This window comes from Clostridium sp. AF22-10, assembly GCF_003478725.1.
Taxonomy (GTDB): domain Bacteria; phylum Bacillota; class Clostridia; order Lachnospirales; family Lachnospiraceae; genus Otoolea; species Otoolea fessa.
Map to the genome: position 1 here is coordinate 167,902 of NZ_QUFZ01000002.1, position 18,653 is coordinate 186,554.

Consider the following 18,653-nt stretch of genomic DNA (forward strand, 5'->3'; position numbering starts at 1 on the left):
TACCTCTCTTCATCGCGATCCGCCCGTTTTCCGGCACTTCACTCATCTGAATGCCAGACCGGACAGACCGCTGTCGTTTTATTTTAGTTGAATTTCGGATCCGTCGGATCCCAGGTCTGCTGATCGGAGATCGGTACCAGCTCCGGCTTATCAAATGGAGATGCTACATTGGCATCCTCGTATACCTGTACAGTCGTTCCCAGATGGCAGTTATCATATACCCACTTGGAGTTTCTACAGTTCAGGCGTACACAGCCTAAAGAACGGGAAACACCCAGACCATTATAGCCGACGGTCAGAAGGTTATTCTCATTCGGGGTTGCGTATGTAATCGAATGGAACAGGAATCCCTGTGTGATACGGGTTGCATACTGGGTGTAAGTATCATTTACCATCAGTCTCCAGCGATATTTCTCCGGTGTCTTGAAAGTTCCAATCGGTGTATCATCACCGACGGAGGTCAGCATCGCTTTCACTGGAATAATATATCCGTTATTGCCGTCTTTTGCATAAACCGTCAGGCAGTTCAGTGTCTTATTTACCTTCAGGAGATAATCGGACTGCTTGCCAATCAGGCTGTCTACGTCCTGAACCAGACGACCGCAGGAGTCAAAGTAGAACTTGTAACCATCGATATACTGCCAGCCGGTCTTTGCATAGCCATTTTCAAAATAATAACGTACAAAGTCATCGGAAAGCCAGCCGTTATATACGCTTCCGTCCTCATTGAACATAACCGTTGCATTTTCTGCTACGCTCAGTCTGCCGGAAGCAGCTGATTTGTAGCGCGGTGCTGCACTCTGCGGACCTGCGCTTCCCTTCGGAACTAATACGACTTCAATCGAAAGGATCTTCTCGCCGATATCCACGGTACCAGCCACTTCGCCGTTCTTCGCATATCCCATCTTGCCCTGACCGCTGGATGTAACGCTATAGTAAACATCGTACATCTTCTCAGCCTGACCGGAAAGCTGAATCTGGATCGCCTCTACCCAGCTTCCAGAACCAACCACACCGGTCTGGATGCCGTCATGGTACCACCACAGATAACCGCCTGTGTTGGTATATGCACGATAGGACACGCCGCCGATCCCCTCAAAGTTTTTCAAATCCATCGCAAATGCAGAAATATCGCCTTCCGCATTATACAGATAATTGACGCCGACATGAAGTGCCGTGTTCTCATCCTGCTGCCCGGTTCCCTGGTTGAACTGCTCTGCCGATGTTGACGAACCGGTGTTTGGCATACCGACTGTACCGTTTGCAATGTCATCTGCCGGTCCTGCATATGCGACAGAAGCACTTCCTGCCAGCATGCAGGCTGACAGCAGAACCGTCAATCCTTTATAATGCTTTTTCATAAATTTATCCTCCTTAATCTACCATGGATCCCATATAGTAAAATCCCTTGGATTCCTTCAGATATACTTTAACAATTTTACCAATCAGCTCTTTTCCACCTGGGAAATGAACGATTGTGTTATTGGACATACGTCCGGTTACCAGTCCCTCCACGTGACTGTCCGGTTCCTCCACCAGAACCTCCTGCACCGTATGGACATCTCGTCCACAGACCTGTGCAGAAATCGCCTGTACCTCTGCGAGCAGACGGTCGAAACGTTCTTTGACAACTTCTTCTGGAACCTGATTTTCCATCGCTGCCGCCGGAGTTCCGGTGCGCTTCGAATAAATAAAGGTAAATGCGCTGTCGTAGCGGACTTTCCGCACAACCTCCAGTGTCTCCTCGAAATCTTCCTCCGTCTCTCCCGGAAATCCAACGATGATATCCGTCGTCAGGGAAATATCCGGTACCGCCTTGCGGATGCGCTCTGCCAGTTCCAGATACTGCTCCTTCGTGTAATGGCGGTTCATCTTCTTTAGGATCTCGCTGCTGCCCGACTGAAGCGGCAGATGCAGATGGCGGCAGATCTTCTTGGAAGATGCCATCACTTCGATCAGCTCATCCGACAGATCCTTCGGATGGGAGGTCATGAAACGGATCCGTTTAAGCCCCTCAATCCGCTCTACCCGGCGCAGAAGTTCTGCAAAGGTAATTGGAGATTCCAGGTTCTTTCCGTAGGAATTGACATTCTGCCCTAACAGCATGATCTCCACGACGCCGTTCTTAACCAGCTCTTCAATCTCACGGATGATGTCCTCCGGCGCACGGCTGCGCTCGCGTCCGCGCACATACGGGACGATGCAATAGCTGCAGAAATTGTTGCAGCCAAACATGATATTAACGCCAGACTTAAATGTATATTTGCGCTCCGACGGCAGATCCTCAACGATCTTATCAGTTCCTTTCCAGATATCGATGACCATCTTCCCCGTCTCAAAGCGCTGTTCCAGCAGCTCTGCCAGTTTATATACATTGTGCGTACCGAAAATCAAGTCCACAAAGCGGTAGCTCTTCTTTAATTTCTCTACAACCTCCGGCTCCTGCATCATGCAGCCGCAGAGTGCGATCATCATGTGCGGATTCTTTTTCTTGAGGCTGTGAAGATACCCTAAACGTCCATACACGCGCAGGTTCGCATTTTCACGGACTGTACATGTATTGTAGAGGACGAAATCCGATTCCTCACTGGTTCCTTCCACAAATCCTGCTTCCAGCAGAATACCGAGAAGCTTTTCTGAATCGTGTGCATTCATCTGACATCCAAACGTCGAGATAAAGCAGGTCAGCGGACGCCCCAGTTTGTCCGAAATCTCCTGTACCTTCTGGCGGCAGAGTGCCATATAATACTGCTGGCGCTCCGGTTCCTGCTGCGGTACACCGCCCACCGGAATCTGACATTTGTCAGACACAAACACGCCTGCTGCGGATTCGGACGAATCGTTTGTATGTAAATCCATAAATTGTATTGCTCCTTACTATTCTTTCATTATCCTAATAATCCTAATATTTCATACATTAGATAATATTACTATATGGTGCTCATTTTCGCAAGTCCCATTCCTGCCAGAATCCTTTCCAGTTTCTTACAAAATATTCCGGTTCATGTATCTGGAAGCAAAAACAGAGTTTACCACACGGCTGCTCTGTTCCTGTATGCCTTTGATATGTTTCTGCTTCGCGCGAGTGCGCCAGACATTACAAAACTTTAATTGTCTGCTCCGGTGTCACAATATATGCCATTTTTTTATCGTGCTTTTCGGTTTCAAATGCCGGAAACAACTGGAATCCATAGCAGAGTCCCACCGCCATATGATCCGGTTCTGCCGCAAAAAAGCGGTCATAATACCCCGCCCCATAACCGATGCGGTTCCATCCTTGGAAAACCCTACGCCAGGCGTGATCACCAGCGCTTTCGGCGCATCTGCCTCCTGACATCCGTCCGCCGGTTCCGGGATGCCATATGCCCCCGTCACAAGCTGACACCGATCTGTGACATAGAAAAAACGCATCTCACGCCCAAACACCCGCGGCAGCGCCACCCGGCAGCCGCGTTTTAACAGCTCGTCAATCAAATATTCCGTACTTGCCTCACCGCGCACACTCGTATAGGCATACACTGCCGTCCCGGCTGATGGAAAGAAGGGGTGGAGACGTTCTAACAATGCCTCATCCCATCGTTGTTTTTCTTCTGGCAGCAGAGTCCCGCGTTTTTGAAGGACATATGCGCGAACCTCCTGTTTTGATATCTGCGATCCAGATGAATGAATAACCATCTCTTCTACCCTTCAATTAATTCTTCGTATCCGTAACGCCGCCGTATTTCTTACCCAGATCCGTAATAGAACCGTCTTTCTCTTTAATCAGTATCGAATTTAACTGTCCTCGCATATTTCCACGGATTGACTCAATGTACTCCTTCCGAAGCGCTGCCTGCTCTTTTTTCTCTTCTTCGGTCAATCCAACTGCCTGGCTCTTATGATATAACGTATTAATACGGTCAATTCTTTCCTGTTTCATCTATCATTTCTCCTCTTATAATGCTTGTTTCTTCGCAGCTACAGGCAGACATCCTTACTATAAAGCCTAAAGCCGCTGAACCATTCTCTCTCACAATTTAATTTTGGGGATAGCATACTTCGCGATAATTGCCTCTGCCGTCTTCATCCCATCCATCGCCGCCGAGGTAATGCCGCCCGCATATCCAGCGCCTTCGCCGCATGGGTAGATGCCCGCGATCGTGCTGCTCTCCATCGTCGCGTGGTCACGCGGAATCCGCAGCGGCGAGGAGGTCCGGCTCTCTACTCCGGCAAAAACCGCATCCTCGCGGTCAAAGCCATGAATCACATGTCCAAAATGTTCCATTCCCTCTAACATCGCTGCCGAAAGCACTTCCGGCAGCACCTCCCGCAGATTTCCAAATGCAAACTGCCCTTCAAACTGTGGTGTCACTGCTCCAAATCCCGTTGAAATCCGGTTTTCCCGGAAATCTCCATAAAGCTGTACCGGGATTTTTCCGCCGCCGCAGCGGTATGCCGCTTCCTCCAGCTGACGCTGGAACGTCACGCCGCCAAGTGTGCCCGGCTGTGGAAAATCCTCCGGTGTAACGGTCACAATCAGGGCGCTGTTTGCGTTTGCACCGGCACGATCATGGTTGCTCATGCCGTTGATTGCCAGCCGTCCCGGCTCTGAGGATGCATCCACAACAAAGCCGCCCGGACACATACAGAAAGAATACACGCCCCTGCCTCCGGAGGTCTGTGCCGTCAGCTTATAGCTGGCCGCCCCCAGATTCCCGGCTTCTTCCCGTCCGTACTGGCTTAAGTTGATCTGCGTCTGTGGGTGCTGGATCCGCAGTCCCACCGCAAATGCCTTTGCCTGCATGTCGAGCGGTTTCTCTGCCAGCATCGCAAACGTATCGCGGGCGCTATGCCCGATCGCCAGCACCAGTGCCGATGCCGGAATCTCCTCCACCGTCCGTCCTGCCTCCGACGTGCCTTTACGGGCACTAACGCGGATGGAACACAAATGACCATTCTGTGTCTCAAAGTCCTCCAGACGGCAGCCAAACCGTACCTCACCGCCCAGGCTCTCTATCTCACTTCGAATATTCTTTACCACCGTCCGCAGAACATCCGTTCCAACGTGCGGCTTGTTCACATAGGTAATTGTCGGATCCGCGCCCGCCTGCGCCAAGATTTTCAGCACTTCCTTATTCCGCCCAGACGGATCCTTGACCAGCGTATTCAGCTTCCATCTGAAAACGTACCGGCACCGCCCTCGCCGAACTGCACATTGCACTCCGGATCCAGCGTTCCATCTGTCCAATAACGTGCAACCGCCTTTGCACGGCTGTCCGCATCCAGCCCCCGTTCCAGAATAAGCGGGCGATATCCGGCACGCGCCAACATCAGACCACAAAACATACCTGCCGGACCAAAACCCACGATTACCGGTCGTTCCCGAAGCGGCTCTATTCCCGGATCGGGCAGGCGGTACGCCTCTTCCTTTCGGATCTGCACATTTACACTACGCGCACGTTTGACAATCGCCGCCTCTTTCCCTGCCACTGCAACATCTAATGCATATAAATAGTACAGATCTGGCTTTTTGCGCGCATCCAGAGACTGGCGCACCAGCTCCACCGACTGTATCTGATCTGCCGATACTCCCATCATTTTGGCGGTTTTCTTGCGAAGATCCGCCTCACTGTGGCTGACCGGCAGTTTTACCTGATTTACTCGTATCATTTATCTGACTCCCTTCCAGCACATTTTCCAGCTGCTGCGCCGCTGCTCCACGCCCACTGGAGATTATAACCGCCGCAGATGCCATCGACATCCAGAATCTCCCCGGCAAAATATAACCCTTTTACCTTCTTCGATTCCATCGTCTGTGCGTCAACCTCCCGCACATCGACGCCGCCGCAGCAGATCTGTGCCTGTTCAAAGGAATTTGTACCGTTCACGCTGACCTCAAACCGGCAGAGCAGATCCCCCAGCGTCTGAATCTGTACCTCTGTCAGGCTGCCAACCGTCCGATCTGGCCGGATTCCTGCCTGTTTTAAAAACAGAGCTGCCAGTTTTTTATGTATCCAGCCGGAAAAAAAGTCCTCCACCTGCCGTTCTTTCAGGCGCTCACTCCGCTCTTTTAATATCCGGCGTGTCTCCGTTTCCGGGCATTCCGGATAAAAATTGAGTACCGCCCGTACATCCCGTCCCTCATCGAGCGCGCGCGCCGCAAAGCGGCTGACCTGGAAAACCGGAATCCCCGAAATACCATAATCCGTAAGCTGCACCTCACCCTTGTCCTCCGCCAGCTTTCTGCCATCGCTGTAGAGTATCACAGAGGCATCCGCGCGTACTCCAGCGAGCTGTTTAAAGAACTTTTCCGGGCAACGAAGCTGAACCAGTGCCGGAAGCGGCTTGATGATATGGTGTCCCAGCCGTTTCGCCAGTTTGTATCCGCTTCCATCCGAACCTGTACCCGGTGCCGCCTTGCTGCCGCACGCCAGAATCAGCGTCTCGCTCGAAAAGCTCCCCTGGGACGTCTTCACTTCAAACCGGTGTTTCGCATCTTCGCGCGGCGTGATCGAGAAAACTTCACATTCCGTCACCACCTGAACCGACTCCCGCGCAAGTCCCAGACGGAGTGCATCTAAAACAGCGCTTGCCTGCCCGGAATATGGATACAGATATCCGTCCCGTTCCCGCGTCAAAACGCCGAGATCCTCAAAATATTCCAGTGTCATCGGAAGCGTAAACGCCCCAAGCGCCTTCCATGGAAAATCCGGCTGACCACTGCGGTAGCAGAACGGCTCCTGCAAACGGTTTGAAAGGTTACAGCGTCCATTGCCGGTAGACAGGATCTTCTTGCCGACCCGGTCTTTATGTTCCAGCAGAACCACCTGTGCGCCCTCCCTGGCAGCAAAAATGGCAGCCGTCATTCCGGCTGCTCCCGCTCCCACTATGATTACTTTATTCTGACTCATTCCTATTTCCCTTCCTGACCGTTTGCTTCGTACCGTTCATACGCGGACTTTCTTCTTTGTTTTTTGACTGTATTATAATCACATCTAACTGCTGAAAGACTCCAGATAGTGAAACACATCCGTCATTGTGTCGAACCAGACTCCTTCCAGCAGTTTTTCCTGTTCTTCCACGGAAAATTCTGAGAGCGGCATATGGGTCTGGAAACAGACTTCGCCGCTTGTTCCGTCAAAGATAAGCAGCATCCCATCCTCCGCCGTCAGACAATAGCCGGATTGTTTCTCCGCCACTTCCGGTTCCGGGTTCAGAACCGCATTATTCTCCGGCATCCGCTCTGACTCATACACGCGCCCCGGTACCGGTTCCGCCCGCCGTGGACGGTACCACCAGAGCCCTGCCGCCAGAAGCAGAAGCATTGCAAAACAAAAAAGCGCCGCAAACAGTATTCCCTGATATTTTCTCATAATAAGGATACCTCCTGTTGTGTATCCTTATTATTCACTTTTTTCTAAATTTTAATCATAACTAAATTTCTAACCCTACATCAGATGCAGCTTCCGGCAGATGCGTGTGAGTTTCCGTCCCATCGGCATCGAATACATCTCATCTTCCTCGATACAGTGCAGCTTGATAAGAAGCACGCCATATACCGCGACCGCCACAAGCACCGCCAGCAGCGTTCCCAGCACATTGCTGTGGATCACCAGCGTAACCCCACGGTACACGCCATATGCCGCCGCGCCCATAAATGCTGCGCTGATCGCCGGCAGCAGGAAGGTCTTGACCATCTCCTGGCGGTAACCGAGTGTGTTGCGGATCGCGATCGCATTTAAAATGCACATAAAGAGCGCAAATAAAATACTTGCAAATACCATACTGTAGATACCCATATTGAAGATCATCAGCATAATATACAGCGCAATCACGTGTAATGCCAACGAAATCAAGGCGTTCCGCACCGGAACATTCATCCGGTTAAGTCCCTGTAAGATTGCATTGGTAACCGTCGAAAGCGACAGGAAGATAACGGCTGAAGCGCCAATCATCATCATACGGATCGCTTCCGCATTGTTGCCGCCCCGGAATAACAGGTTATTGACCGGCGCTGAAAGTACCGTCAGCCCCACCGCCGACGGAATCGCAATCAGCATAGCAAACCGGATCGCAAGGGCTGTCTTCTCAATCGCCGCCTTTCGGTCCTTACGCGCTATTGCACCGGACAGCGAAGGAATCAGCGATGAGGACAGTGAGTTCGCCATCGCAAGCGGGACATGTACCAGCAGCATATATTTGTTGTTGTAGATACCCCAGAGGGCTAAAAACTCTTTGCCGCGTCCCAGCGACTCCATGCCGTGCGCCATGATACCGTTGTCAATAACCGAGTTAATATTGTAAACACCCGAGCTTACGATAACCGGAATAACGGTAAAGAAGAAGATTCTCGAAATCTGACGGTAGGAATCCACACTACCGCTCCGATCCTTGGCAATCCGCCGTTTTGCCGTCGGACGGTAGAGTAAAAACAATACCAGCACAAATAACAGGGCTGCAAACGCGCCGCTTCCTGTGCCGATCGTACCGCCTGCCGCGCCAAATGCCTGTGCATATCCATCTTTTCCATATACTTTCGCTGTATCCAGTCCCACCTTGAAAAGGACGCTGGCGGCCACCACACTGATAATCGCGTTGACCACCTGCTCCAGGATCTGGGAGATCGCCGTCGGAATCATCGTTCCATGTCCCTGGAAGTAACCGCGCAGCACGCCCAGATACGCCATGATCCAGATCGTTGGCGCAAGTGTGCGGAGTGCATACACGCAGAACGGCGTGTTAAACAAGGTCGTTGCAAAAAAGCCTGAAAAATTCCAGGTAATAAAGCATGCCAGACCACCTACGACCGTCGCATAGACAAGCGCCGCCCGCAGAACACGGTTCATATTGCGGTACTGCCCTTTCGCAAGGCGGGCCGCTACCATCTTCGACACCGCCAGAGGCAGACTGTACGATGAAAGGATCAGCATGATATTATATACATTGAATGCCGTCGAATAATATCCCATGCCCTCATCGCCGATGATATTCGTCATCGGGACGCGGTACAGAATACCGATCAGACGCACAATGATACCGGCAACTGCCAGGATCGTACCCTGAATGACAAAATTTTCTTTTCTCACCGGAACCGCTTCCGGCTTCCGGCTGCTTCCTGACCGGTTACGGCTTCTACCCGCACTTTCCCGGCTGCCTCCGGTTGCTTCTTCTCTACGTCCTGCCGTACGCTGCCGGCTGATTATCTCTCTTTCTGTCTCTTCCCGCATTCCGGGTTTTCTTCTACTCCGTCTGTTCTCCATAGAATTCCGCCTTATCCATACGGTCATTCGGAAGGATGCAGACCCAGGTCTTGCCCGGATTCAGCTTGATTTCCTGACCGTCCATATCGTAATACTTTGTGACGCCGTAAGCGCCGTCTTTTTCCCAACGAATCAGAATGCCGTGTCCATTTGTAAAATAATACCCCGTCGCCGGTGTATGGACATCAATATCCAGATATTCCGTCGGTTTATAATATTTCCACAAACAGTATTGGAAAATAATATTTTTAACCGCTATCTGTCCTTCATCTCCCATATGCGGACCGCCATACTGATACCGGTAGTACAGCCCGTCCTCCGGGTGATACTCAAACCAGGGATTGCTTAACTGATAACCTGGCACTACTTTGGCCGCTGCGATACCATCCTCAAAGCACACCGGCGCACTCTCCGGCGCAAAAGTATAATGCCCCTCATAGCTCTCCGGGTACACATCCGCATAACCGCTCGCCTCGATCGCCTGGCGCAGCTTTGGTCCCGATGCATAGGCATTGTGCGGGGTCTTCCGATCCTTGGTCCGGAAATACGCAGATGCCCCATTGCCTTTGATTCCATCTAAATGTTCCATCTGCTCCAGATACGGAAGTGCAAACGTATTCTGCCCATAATGTGCATAGACCGCCTCAAATTCCCTTGCAAAAAAAGTATAGTATGGGCGGCAGCTCCGGACGGAACCGATCCGGTTCAGATCGTCATAGTCCTCTATCAGTGCCATATAGCGGTTCATGCTGCCTTCCACTGGTGCCTCATAGACCACTCCGGCATGGTTGATGCCATACTGCGGAAGCGCCACCTTGTCATTGCTCATCATGATCGCGAGCGGACGTCGGTTCGCCTTTGCGACATCCGTCCATTCCCCGGTCAGATAACTCTGTATCTTCCCGTCTTTTTCGCAGCGTTCCTCCGGCTCTGCTTCCGGCTGCGTTTCGGCCTCCGTCTCTGTATTTAAGGACAGCTCACGTGTCTCCTCCTGTGTCTCTGCTACCGTTACCGATATTTCTTTGTGAGCCGAACAGCCTGACAGCCAGCAGACTGCCATCAGAGTCAGTGCCAGTGCCCTTATTTTCCAACTGCTTTTTTTCATTCCGTACTTCCCCCATCACATCCCCATATGCCTCATTTCCCGAATGGGCTCTCCCCTTTCCCTCCGGTTCTTTTCCCTGCTTTTAGCGCGTATACCCTTTGCCAGCCAGGATTTCCTCCTGTTTTTTCTCCATCACAAGACGTTCGTCATCTTCCATATGATCGTAACCGCACAGGTGCAGCATACTGTGTGCCACTAGGAACGCCAGTTCGCGCTCCTTAGAATGACCGTATTTCTCTGCCTGCTCGTCTACCTTATCGATCGAGATCACGATATCTCCCAGAAGAAGTTCGCCCGTCTCCGGGTTAAAATAGTCCTCTGACTGCTCTTCCAACCGTTCAAAATCGGACGGCACATCGTAATCACCCATCGGAAAAGAGAGGACGTCGGTTGCCCGGTCAATTCCTCGGAATTCCTTATTAATACGATGAATCTCCTCATCATTTGTCAGGACTACATTGACCTCCGCCTCATACGGGCATTTTTCATAATCGAGCGCCGCAACCACGATCTCCTCGATGATCGGCCGGTAATCTATCTCCCACTCCCGCTCTGCTTCATATTCGATCTGGATTGTCATCTGTTCTTTCTTCCTCCATCTTTCCGGTCACGCGTCCCGGAACTATTTCTCCGGAAACCGCGGGACGCATCCGCATCTTTTTTCTCATACGCATCGTATGCCTCTACGATCTTCTGTACCAGCGGATGGCGGACTACATCGCTGCTGGTCAGATAGCAGAAACCAATATCGTCAATTTTCTTGAGTACATGAATCGCCGTATCCAGTCCGGACGCAGCTCCGGCAGGCAGATCCTTTTGCGACTGGTCGCCCGTCACGATCACCTTGGAACCAAAGCCGATACGTGTCAGGAACATCTTCATCTGTGCCGGGGTCGTATTCTGCGCCTCATCGAGAATGATGAACGCATTATCCAGGGTACGACCACGCATGTACGCAAGCGGCGCCACCTCAATCAAGCCCTTCTCAGAATTGTGCAGGTAACTTTCTGCCCCCATAATCTGATACAGCGCATCGTAAAGCGGACGCAGGTACGGATCGATCTTGCTCTGCAGATCGCCCGGCAGAAAACCCAGTTTTTCCCCCGCCTCGATCGCCGGACGCGTCAGGATGATCCGGCTTACCTCGCCACTCTTAAATGCCTGTATCGCCATCGACATCGCCAGATACGTTTTTCCGGTACCCGCCGGACCGATGCCAAATACAATCATCTTCTTGCGGATCAGGTCCACGTACTGTTTCTGTCCCATCGTCTTCGGTTTGACCGGCTTGCCCGTGATCGTCCGGCAGATGATATCCTTATCGATCTCGAGAATCTGATCATCCTTCTCCGTGAAGGACAGCGACAGGGCGTAATCAACATTCTGCTCGGTAACGGTATTGCCGCGCTTGGAAAGCTCTAACAGATTGTTGAACACACTCTTCGCCTGCCGGATCGTCTGCTCCGGACCGATGATTTTCAGCGCGCCGTCGCGTGTGATCATCGTCACGTGCAGCGTCCGCTCAATCTTTTTCAGATACGCGTCAAACTGTCCGCATACATTCCGCTCATGTTCCATCGGAATATCAATCATTGTCTCTATTATGCTCATTCCTTTGCTGTTCTCCTTGTGTCACAACTTGAATCGGCTCCTCCGTCTGAAGCCGTACCTCAAAATGGCAGACTCCGCCATTTATTAGTATTCTACCATCACTTGCCATAATATGTACACCTTTTTCGATCAATTTTTCTTCCGTCTCCTTTTGAAATGCCGCTGACAGCGCCGCAAGCTCTGGTTCTGTATACCTTTTTTCGCAGACAGACGTCTCCCGGTACTCACTCCACCCGACAGAAAGCGGCAGATAAAAATCAAGCGGGAGCCGCAATTTCCGGTACTCCGTCCGGATCGTCCAGGCAGGTTTCATCCGCCTGCTTCGTCTGAAAAAGCCCCACTGCTCCGCCATATCGAATGTATGTTCTATCATATCATAAAATTCTGGAATTTTCCAGTAAAATGTGTGTGTTCCTGCTTCCAAAGCAATTCCGTATCGTTTCTTTCCCGTTTCCGTCCGCATTTCCCTCCAGAGCGGAAGCTCCTTTCTCCCGACCCGCTCCCGGATCCCATATATATCCGCATCCGCCCGCACCCGGTAAGAGGAAATTTCTTCGCCTCCATCATCTGTGATCGGCACCGTTCCCGACACCAGAAGCTGCCCCTTTTCCACCGTATCTCCCGCCTGCACAAGCGGGATTCCGCTCCGGACGACTACCGACGTGATCCGCGCGTCGGATGCCGCCGCCAGATCGCACGCCTCGCCGGACTCCACTTCCTGACGGACCGGAACCTCGCTCTCCCGCAGACGGATGAAAAGGCGCGTCCCATGCAGGCGCACCGACACCCAGGTGATATCTTCAAATGACTCCCGCAGTTCTTCCTCCAGCCTCGCACAGGAAATCCGCTTCTTGGGAATTCCCTCTTCAATCTGCAGCGTCTGGAGGTAATGATTCAGCTCACTTTCGGTATAACGCCGGTTTCCACTCCAGTCGATCTCCCAGACAAATTGTGCCAGAAACAATAATAACAGAAAAAAAAGGACGAAGCTGACCGCCCACCCTTTCCGTTTCCGGTTCCGCCAGAGAAACACCGGCAGTCCACGCTTTTCAACGATATGCAGACGGACTCCCGCTTTTCTTGCCAGTGGCGCACACCGCTTAAAATCGCGGATTTCCATATAAAACAGCAGATTTTCCTGCTCTTTTTTTACCTGCCAGACATTTAAACCTGCCAGCGTACAGAGATTCAGGAATCTCTCCGGGGAGGTGCCGCGCATGTTAAGCCGCACTATCCCATGTAGAAGGTGTCTTACCTTCGCCATACTCATTCCTCACAGCACCCCAAATTCGACAGACACAATCTGCCCCGTGACCCGCAGATTGTCGCGGTCATAATACTCAATCGAAAGCCCTTTCCCCTTGATAGTAAGCCGGATGTTCTTTCCCGTCAGCCGCAGCATTTCGTCGGAAAAAAAGAGAATGCTCCTGTAATTTTCTACCACAGCCGCCCGACTGCCGGTAAATACAGAAGCATCTCTCCGAGAACGACGTCCTCCGGCAGATGAAGTGCCGAAACGATCGCTTTTTTCTGTCTGCCAAACAAGCGCCTACCGCCTATTTCATTGTTATTATCTAATATATGTAGGAAAGCAGAAACTATGCCGTTTACTATTTTCCCGTCAAACCCACTATCATTTCCAGCATCCGCGGCACACAGTAAATCAACGGCAATGCATACCGCAGGGAAACCACCGGTCCCAGCAGAAGTGTTCCCCAGCAGCCTAGCAGAAGCATCAGCGGAATGATCTCATACGCCCGGTGCTTCCAGACTGCAAATCCTGCCGCAAACAGCATCAGCCAGAACGGAAATGCCTGATTGAGAAGCACCGACAGCACCGGAACCGACTGGAATGCCGGTGTCAGTGTCGCCTCCCTCAACCAGTCCGAAAGCGCCTGAAAATGGCTGTTACGCGTGATATGCAGGATATTTAAATTACCTTCCAAGTATGCCCCGTCGTATAAAATATAGCTGATCCAGTACTGGCTGTCTCCCATATACCAGTACCCCCAGTTCCCCATCAGAAATGAATCCAGATAAATACCCGGATGGCGCTTCCCGATTTCCGACCAGATACGAACGAAGCGTCCCATATCTGCCTGCATCACTTCCGTATGGAATCCATTTTTCACCGGATCCGCATTGACACGGACATACTCACTGAGCGCCTGCGGGTCAATCAGCGTCTCGATATAATCCTTTTCCTCCGGCGTCAATTTCTCCGGGACTTCATGATATATGCGCGCCAGCTGCTGCATTGGCACGCACAGCATCTCCCTCGCATCGCCCTTTCCCACGCCGAACGCCGTTGGAATCGGACCGGATAAAACATACCATAAAGCTGCCACCAGCAGAGATGCCCCGATAAACCAGTTTCTGCGATACACTTTTTTTCGTAAAAACAGGCAGACTGCCAAAACAAAAAACAGGAACACATAGATTCCCTGATTCCGGAACAGGCACATGAAAAACACACTCACAAAAAAGAGCAGCCAATCACCCGTCTTTCCCACTTCTTTCCGAGAACCTGTTCCATTCGGATTTTTCTCTTTATCCAGCTCTCTTTCTTTATCCAAATCCTCTTTCTTCTGGCACATTCCCCGCCAAAAATGCTCCGGATCCTCCGCCAGACAACATGCCGTATCAAATGCCAGCAGGAAAAATGCGCCAAAGAGCACATCCTTCGTCGTGACAAAGGAAAAGACCGTCAGATACGGATTCAGGATCCAGAACGTCCACGAAGCAACGCAGAGCCATCGCGGTGCCCGCCGCGCTTTCATCCGGCACAGACACAGGGAAAATACTGCACTCATAAAAAACGACTGCGACAGCGCATACAGCGCCATCCCTGCCTGATAGGTATGGAACAGACGCCCCGCAATCTTCATGCAGAGTCCCAGATATAGCGTATGAATTAATGGATGGTGGGTTGTCAGCGGCAGTTTTCCATAAAACTGAAGGAGCTGCGCGGACGCATCGTAAGAATAAATGCCCGGATAAACCGCCAGAAAAACCGGAAGATAGACGCACCAGGAGAGAAACATCCATTTCAGCCATGTCCCCAAATCCGAATTTTTCGCTGCGCGCTGTTTCGATTCCCGTCCCTGGCTTTCCACATCGCGGCTGCTTCCCTGGTCTTCGCAGTCTTTCCCCCTCCGTGCTTGCGTCCGTTTCTGGTAACTGTTCACAGGCAGGAATTCTCTGAACTGAAAATCCCGTATCTCAGGCCAGCCACGCCCCAAAGCATCCAGTCCCACACAAATCGCCCAGACCATCACCGTCATACACACCGCCCAGCCCGCCAACTGTCCCAAAAACTGTCCCGCCGTCCGGTAAATCAGCTCATTGCGGCTGTAACGGATTCCCAGAAGAATCATCAGCCCCATCAAAACGCCAAGCACAAGGCTGACTGCTGCCAGGCGCCGATCCGCAATATATTGTTTCAATCCCTTTCCCCGTCTCTCATTTTCCTGCTTTTCTCTCATGCCCCTCACTCCATCATCCGCCACATCGCATTTCTTCTCTTTCTCCTATTGCACAAAAAAGTCCTGGTTCATATGAAAACCAGGACTTTTGCGTTACTTAATTGTATTTGCGTTTTCTAGCAGCTTCGGATTTCTTTTTACGACGAACGCTCGGTTTCTCGTAATGCTCTCTTTTCCGAATCTCCTGCTGGATACCAGCCTTAGCACAGTTTCTTTTGAATCTGCGTAAAGCGCTGTCCAGACTCTCGTTATCTTTAACGATTACATTTGACATAGCTCACACCTAACCTCCCTCCAGTTGTGTAATAAGTGCATATTAATACAACTGTATGGGTATTTTTTTAGCACTAAAAAGATTATATCATAAAAAAATGATACGTCAACAACATTTTACATTTTTTTATGATTTTTTTATTTTACTTGCTCTGCTACTACTTCTGCCGCTTTTTCAAGGGCTGCTGCAATACCAGACGGATTCTTTCCGCCAGCCTGTGCCATGTTCGGACGGCCACCGCCGCCGCCGCCGACAAGACCTGCGATTGCTTTGATTAAGTTTCCAGCATGTGCACCCTTCTTCATCGCGCCGTCAGTTACAGAAGCCATCAGGCTTACCTTGCCATCCAGAGTAGATGCAATCAGAACAACGCCGTCGCCCAGCTTCTCTTTCAGCTGATCGCCCAGATTACGCAGACCGTTCATGTCTACATCCTTAACCTCAACTGCCAGCAGCTTCACGCCGTTTACATCCTGTACCTGGTTCATAACATCGCCCAGAGAGTCGTTCGCCAGCTTACTTTTTAACTTCTCATTCTCTGCGTGCAGAGTCTTGATCTCTTCTAACATGGACTCAATCTTGCTGCTCAGTGCAGCCGGAGTGGTCTTTGCCAGTTTCGCCGCCTCATGCAGCTCATTCTCTACCTCTTTGTAGTGGTTCATCAAACCGGTGGAGGTCAGCGCCTCGATACGGCGGACGCCTGCTGCAATACCAGCCTCAGAGAGAATCTTGAAGGATGCAATTGTGCCTGTGTTGGATACGTGTGTACCGCCGCAAAGCTCGGTGGAGAAATCTCCCATCTTGACAACACGGACTTTCTCGCCGTACTTCTCGCCAAACAGTGCCATTGCGCCCGTCTTCTTTGCCTCATCCAAGGACATAACATCGGTTACAACCGGCAGGGATGCTGCAATCTCATCATTTACAATCTTTTCAACCTTCTCTATCTCCTCTGGAGTCATCGCAGAGAAATGAGTAAAGTCGAAACGCAGACGGTCACGGGTTACCAGGGAACCAGCCTGCTCTACATGGCTACCAAGTACGGTACGCAGCGCTTTATGAAGCAGATGAGTTGCGGAATGGTTGCGGGAAGTCAGCTCACGGTTTTCCTTGTCAACCGACATGATTACTTTTTCTCCCACCTCGAACATACCCTTTACTACAACACCGACATGACCGATCTTGCCACCCTGTAAATGAATGGTATCTTTTACTTCAAACACAGAGCCGTCCGGAGCGGTAATCTGACCGAAGTCACCCTCCTGACCACCCATGGTTCCGTAGAACGGGGTTTCCTTGGTAATAATTGTACCAGTCTGACCGTCAGTCAGTGCCTCTACAATCTCATCCTCGGTCGTCAGAACGGAAATCTCGGATTCCGCTGTCAGACGATCATAGCCGATAAACTCAGTTGTAATAGCCGGATCGATGGACTGATATACCGTAACATCCGCGCCCATATAGTTAGTCGTCTTTCTCGCCGCTCTCGCCTGTTCTTTCTGGCGTTTCATCGCTGCGTTGAAGCCGTCCTCATCGATACCGAGACTCTTCTCCTCGAGAATCTCACGGGTTAAATCGATCGGGAATCCATACGTATCGTAGAGCTTGAATGCGTTGTCGCCGGACAGCACTTTCTCGCCCTTCTTGTTCATATCTTCTTCCATATCAGCAAGGATCGCAAGACCCTGATCAATGGTCCTGTTGAACTTATCCTCTTCCTCAGAAAGAACCTTGAAAATCATCGCGCTCTTCTCTTCCAGTTCCGGATAACCATCCTTGGAAAGGTCGATAACGGTGCGGGACAGAGCTGCTAAGAACTCACCCTCGATGCCAAGTTTTTTGCCATGGCGTGCTGCACGGCGCAGAAGGCGGCGCAGAACATATCCGCGTCCCTCGTTGGATGGCATAATGCCATCGGAAATCATGAAGGTGCAGGACTTGATATGATCCGCTACAATACGCAGAGAAATATCGGTCTCATGATCTTTCTGATATTCGGTATGTGCCAGCTCGCAGACACGGTCTAACAGAGCTTTGTTGGTATCAACCGTAAACAGGGAATCTACATCCTGTACGATCACTGCCAGACGCTCCAGACCCATTCCGGTATCAATGTTCTTGTGCTCCAGCTCGGTGTAGTTGCCGTGACCGTCATTGTTAAACTGGGAGAATACATTGTTCCATACCTCCATGTAACGGTCACACTCACAGCCTACCGTACATCCCGGTTTGCCGCAGCCGTATTTCTCACCGCGGTCATAGTAAATCTCAGAACACGGACCGCACGGACCAGCGCCATGCTCCCAGAAGTTATCCTCTCTGCCAAAGCGGAAAATACGCTCTGCCGGAATACCCATCTCTTTGTTCCAGATATCAAATGCCTCGTCATCGCTCTCGAACACAGACGGATAGAGGCGATCCGGATCAAGTCCGACAACCTCGGTTAAAAATTCCCAGGACCAGTGAATCGCTTCCTCTTTGAAATAATCACCGAAGGAGAAGTTGCCAAGCATCTCAAAAAAGGTACCATGACGGGCAGTCTTACCGATATTCTCGATATCGCCGGTACGAATACATTTCTGACAGGTACATACTCTTGTTCTCGGCGGAATCTCCTGACCCGTAAAATATGGCTTTAACGGAGCCATACCAGAGTTGATAAGCAGAAGGCTGTTATCATTATGCGGAACCAGAGAGAAACTCTTCATTGCCAGATGTCCCTTGCTCTCAAAAAAGTCTAAGAACATCTTTCTAAGTTCGTTCACACCGTATTTTTTCACGTTGCTTCCTCCTATAGTTACTTCTATTTAAGTAAAATTTTCCTCATTCTTTATATCCTATCATAGGAATTTACATTTCGCAAGAGGTTTATCGGTACAAAAAGTGTACAAAAAGTGTGCAAAAATGGGACCCTTACCGCAATTCTATATGCCGCAAAA

The 18,653-nt window shown here is 50.9% G+C and carries 15 protein-coding genes and 1 pseudogene; all 16 read right to left on the minus strand.

The annotated features are described in order from the left end of the window. Positions 1-83: 83 nt before the first annotated feature. The 16 genes and pseudogenes from DWX91_RS02245 to alaS all read right to left on the minus strand — a co-directional run bounded on the left by DWX91_RS02245 (position 84) and on the right by alaS (position 18,461). Positions 84-1,361, minus strand: a complete 1,278-nt coding sequence (locus DWX91_RS02245) for a L,D-transpeptidase family protein (protein WP_118472319.1) — start codon at positions 1,359-1,361, stop codon at positions 84-86. A gap of 13 nt (positions 1,362-1,374) precedes the next feature. Continuing rightward, complete coding sequence (miaB, locus tag DWX91_RS02250) at positions 1,375-2,742, minus strand: tRNA (N6-isopentenyl adenosine(37)-C2)-methylthiotransferase MiaB (RefSeq protein WP_243098955.1); 1,368 nt, start codon at positions 2,740-2,742, stop codon at positions 1,375-1,377. Positions 2,743-3,126: 384 nt separating this feature from the next. Beyond that, complete coding sequence (locus DWX91_RS02255) at positions 3,127-3,675, minus strand: 5-formyltetrahydrofolate cyclo-ligase (RefSeq protein ID WP_118538231.1); 549 nt, start codon at positions 3,673-3,675, stop codon at positions 3,127-3,129. Positions 3,676-3,691: 16 nt separating this feature from the next. After that, positions 3,692-3,919 (minus strand): DUF896 domain-containing protein, encoded by a 228-nt coding sequence (locus tag DWX91_RS02260; RefSeq protein ID WP_022359502.1) that lies wholly within the window; start codon positions 3,917-3,919, stop codon positions 3,692-3,694. A gap of 90 nt (positions 3,920-4,009) precedes the next feature. Beyond that, positions 4,010-5,649, minus strand: a pseudogene (locus DWX91_RS02265) (FAD-dependent protein). Beyond that, the gene (locus DWX91_RS02270; protein WP_118472315.1) at positions 5,646-6,890 is read right to left on the minus strand and encodes an NAD(P)/FAD-dependent oxidoreductase; all 1,245 of its coding nucleotides are present in this window, start codon (positions 6,888-6,890) and stop codon (positions 5,646-5,648) included. Before DWX91_RS02270 ends, DWX91_RS02265 begins: the two are co-directional and overlap by 4 nt. A gap of 84 nt (positions 6,891-6,974) precedes the next feature. Then, complete coding sequence (locus tag DWX91_RS02275; protein WP_106999838.1) at positions 6,975-7,352, minus strand: hypothetical protein; 378 nt, start codon at positions 7,350-7,352, stop codon at positions 6,975-6,977. Between the two features lie 75 nt (positions 7,353-7,427). Continuing rightward, positions 7,428-9,239, minus strand: a complete 1,812-nt coding sequence (locus tag DWX91_RS02280; protein WP_243017789.1) for a polysaccharide biosynthesis protein — start codon at positions 9,237-9,239, stop codon at positions 7,428-7,430. Next, positions 9,220-10,344, minus strand: a complete 1,125-nt coding sequence (locus DWX91_RS02285) for a DUF3048 domain-containing protein (RefSeq protein ID WP_118472313.1) — start codon at positions 10,342-10,344, stop codon at positions 9,220-9,222. The genes DWX91_RS02280 and DWX91_RS02285 overlap by 20 nt, the downstream gene beginning before the upstream one ends. An 82-nt stretch (positions 10,345-10,426) precedes the next feature. Next, positions 10,427-10,924, minus strand: coding sequence for an rRNA maturation RNase YbeY (ybeY, locus tag DWX91_RS02290; RefSeq protein ID WP_022359625.1), 498 nt, complete (start codon positions 10,922-10,924; stop codon positions 10,427-10,429). Further along, a complete protein-coding gene (locus DWX91_RS02295; protein WP_243017788.1) occupies positions 10,921-11,955 on the minus strand; it encodes a PhoH family protein in 1,035 nt (344 codons plus the stop codon). The genes ybeY and DWX91_RS02295 overlap by 4 nt, the downstream gene beginning before the upstream one ends. Further along, positions 11,930-13,219: a sporulation protein YqfD gene (locus DWX91_RS02300; protein WP_182431287.1), complete on the minus strand. Its 1,290-nt coding sequence runs from the start codon at positions 13,217-13,219 to the stop codon at positions 11,930-11,932. Before DWX91_RS02300 ends, DWX91_RS02295 begins: the two co-directional genes overlap by 26 nt. Before the next feature lie 9 nt (positions 13,220-13,228). Further along, complete coding sequence (locus tag DWX91_RS17075) at positions 13,229-13,399, minus strand: YabP/YqfC family sporulation protein (protein WP_243098953.1); 171 nt, start codon at positions 13,397-13,399, stop codon at positions 13,229-13,231. 166 nt (positions 13,400-13,565) lie between these two features. After that, the gene (locus DWX91_RS02310) at positions 13,566-15,440 is read right to left on the minus strand and encodes a DUF6020 family protein (RefSeq protein ID WP_118472311.1); all 1,875 of its coding nucleotides are present in this window, start codon (positions 15,438-15,440) and stop codon (positions 13,566-13,568) included. 97 nt (positions 15,441-15,537) lie between these two features. Continuing rightward, the gene (gene rpsU / locus DWX91_RS02315) at positions 15,538-15,714 is read right to left on the minus strand and encodes a 30S ribosomal protein S21 (protein WP_003504099.1); all 177 of its coding nucleotides are present in this window, start codon (positions 15,712-15,714) and stop codon (positions 15,538-15,540) included. 137 nt (positions 15,715-15,851) lie between these two features. Beyond that, the gene (gene alaS / locus DWX91_RS02320) at positions 15,852-18,461 is read right to left on the minus strand and encodes an alanine--tRNA ligase (protein WP_207722918.1); all 2,610 of its coding nucleotides are present in this window, start codon (positions 18,459-18,461) and stop codon (positions 15,852-15,854) included. Positions 18,462-18,653: the final 192 nt, after the last annotated feature.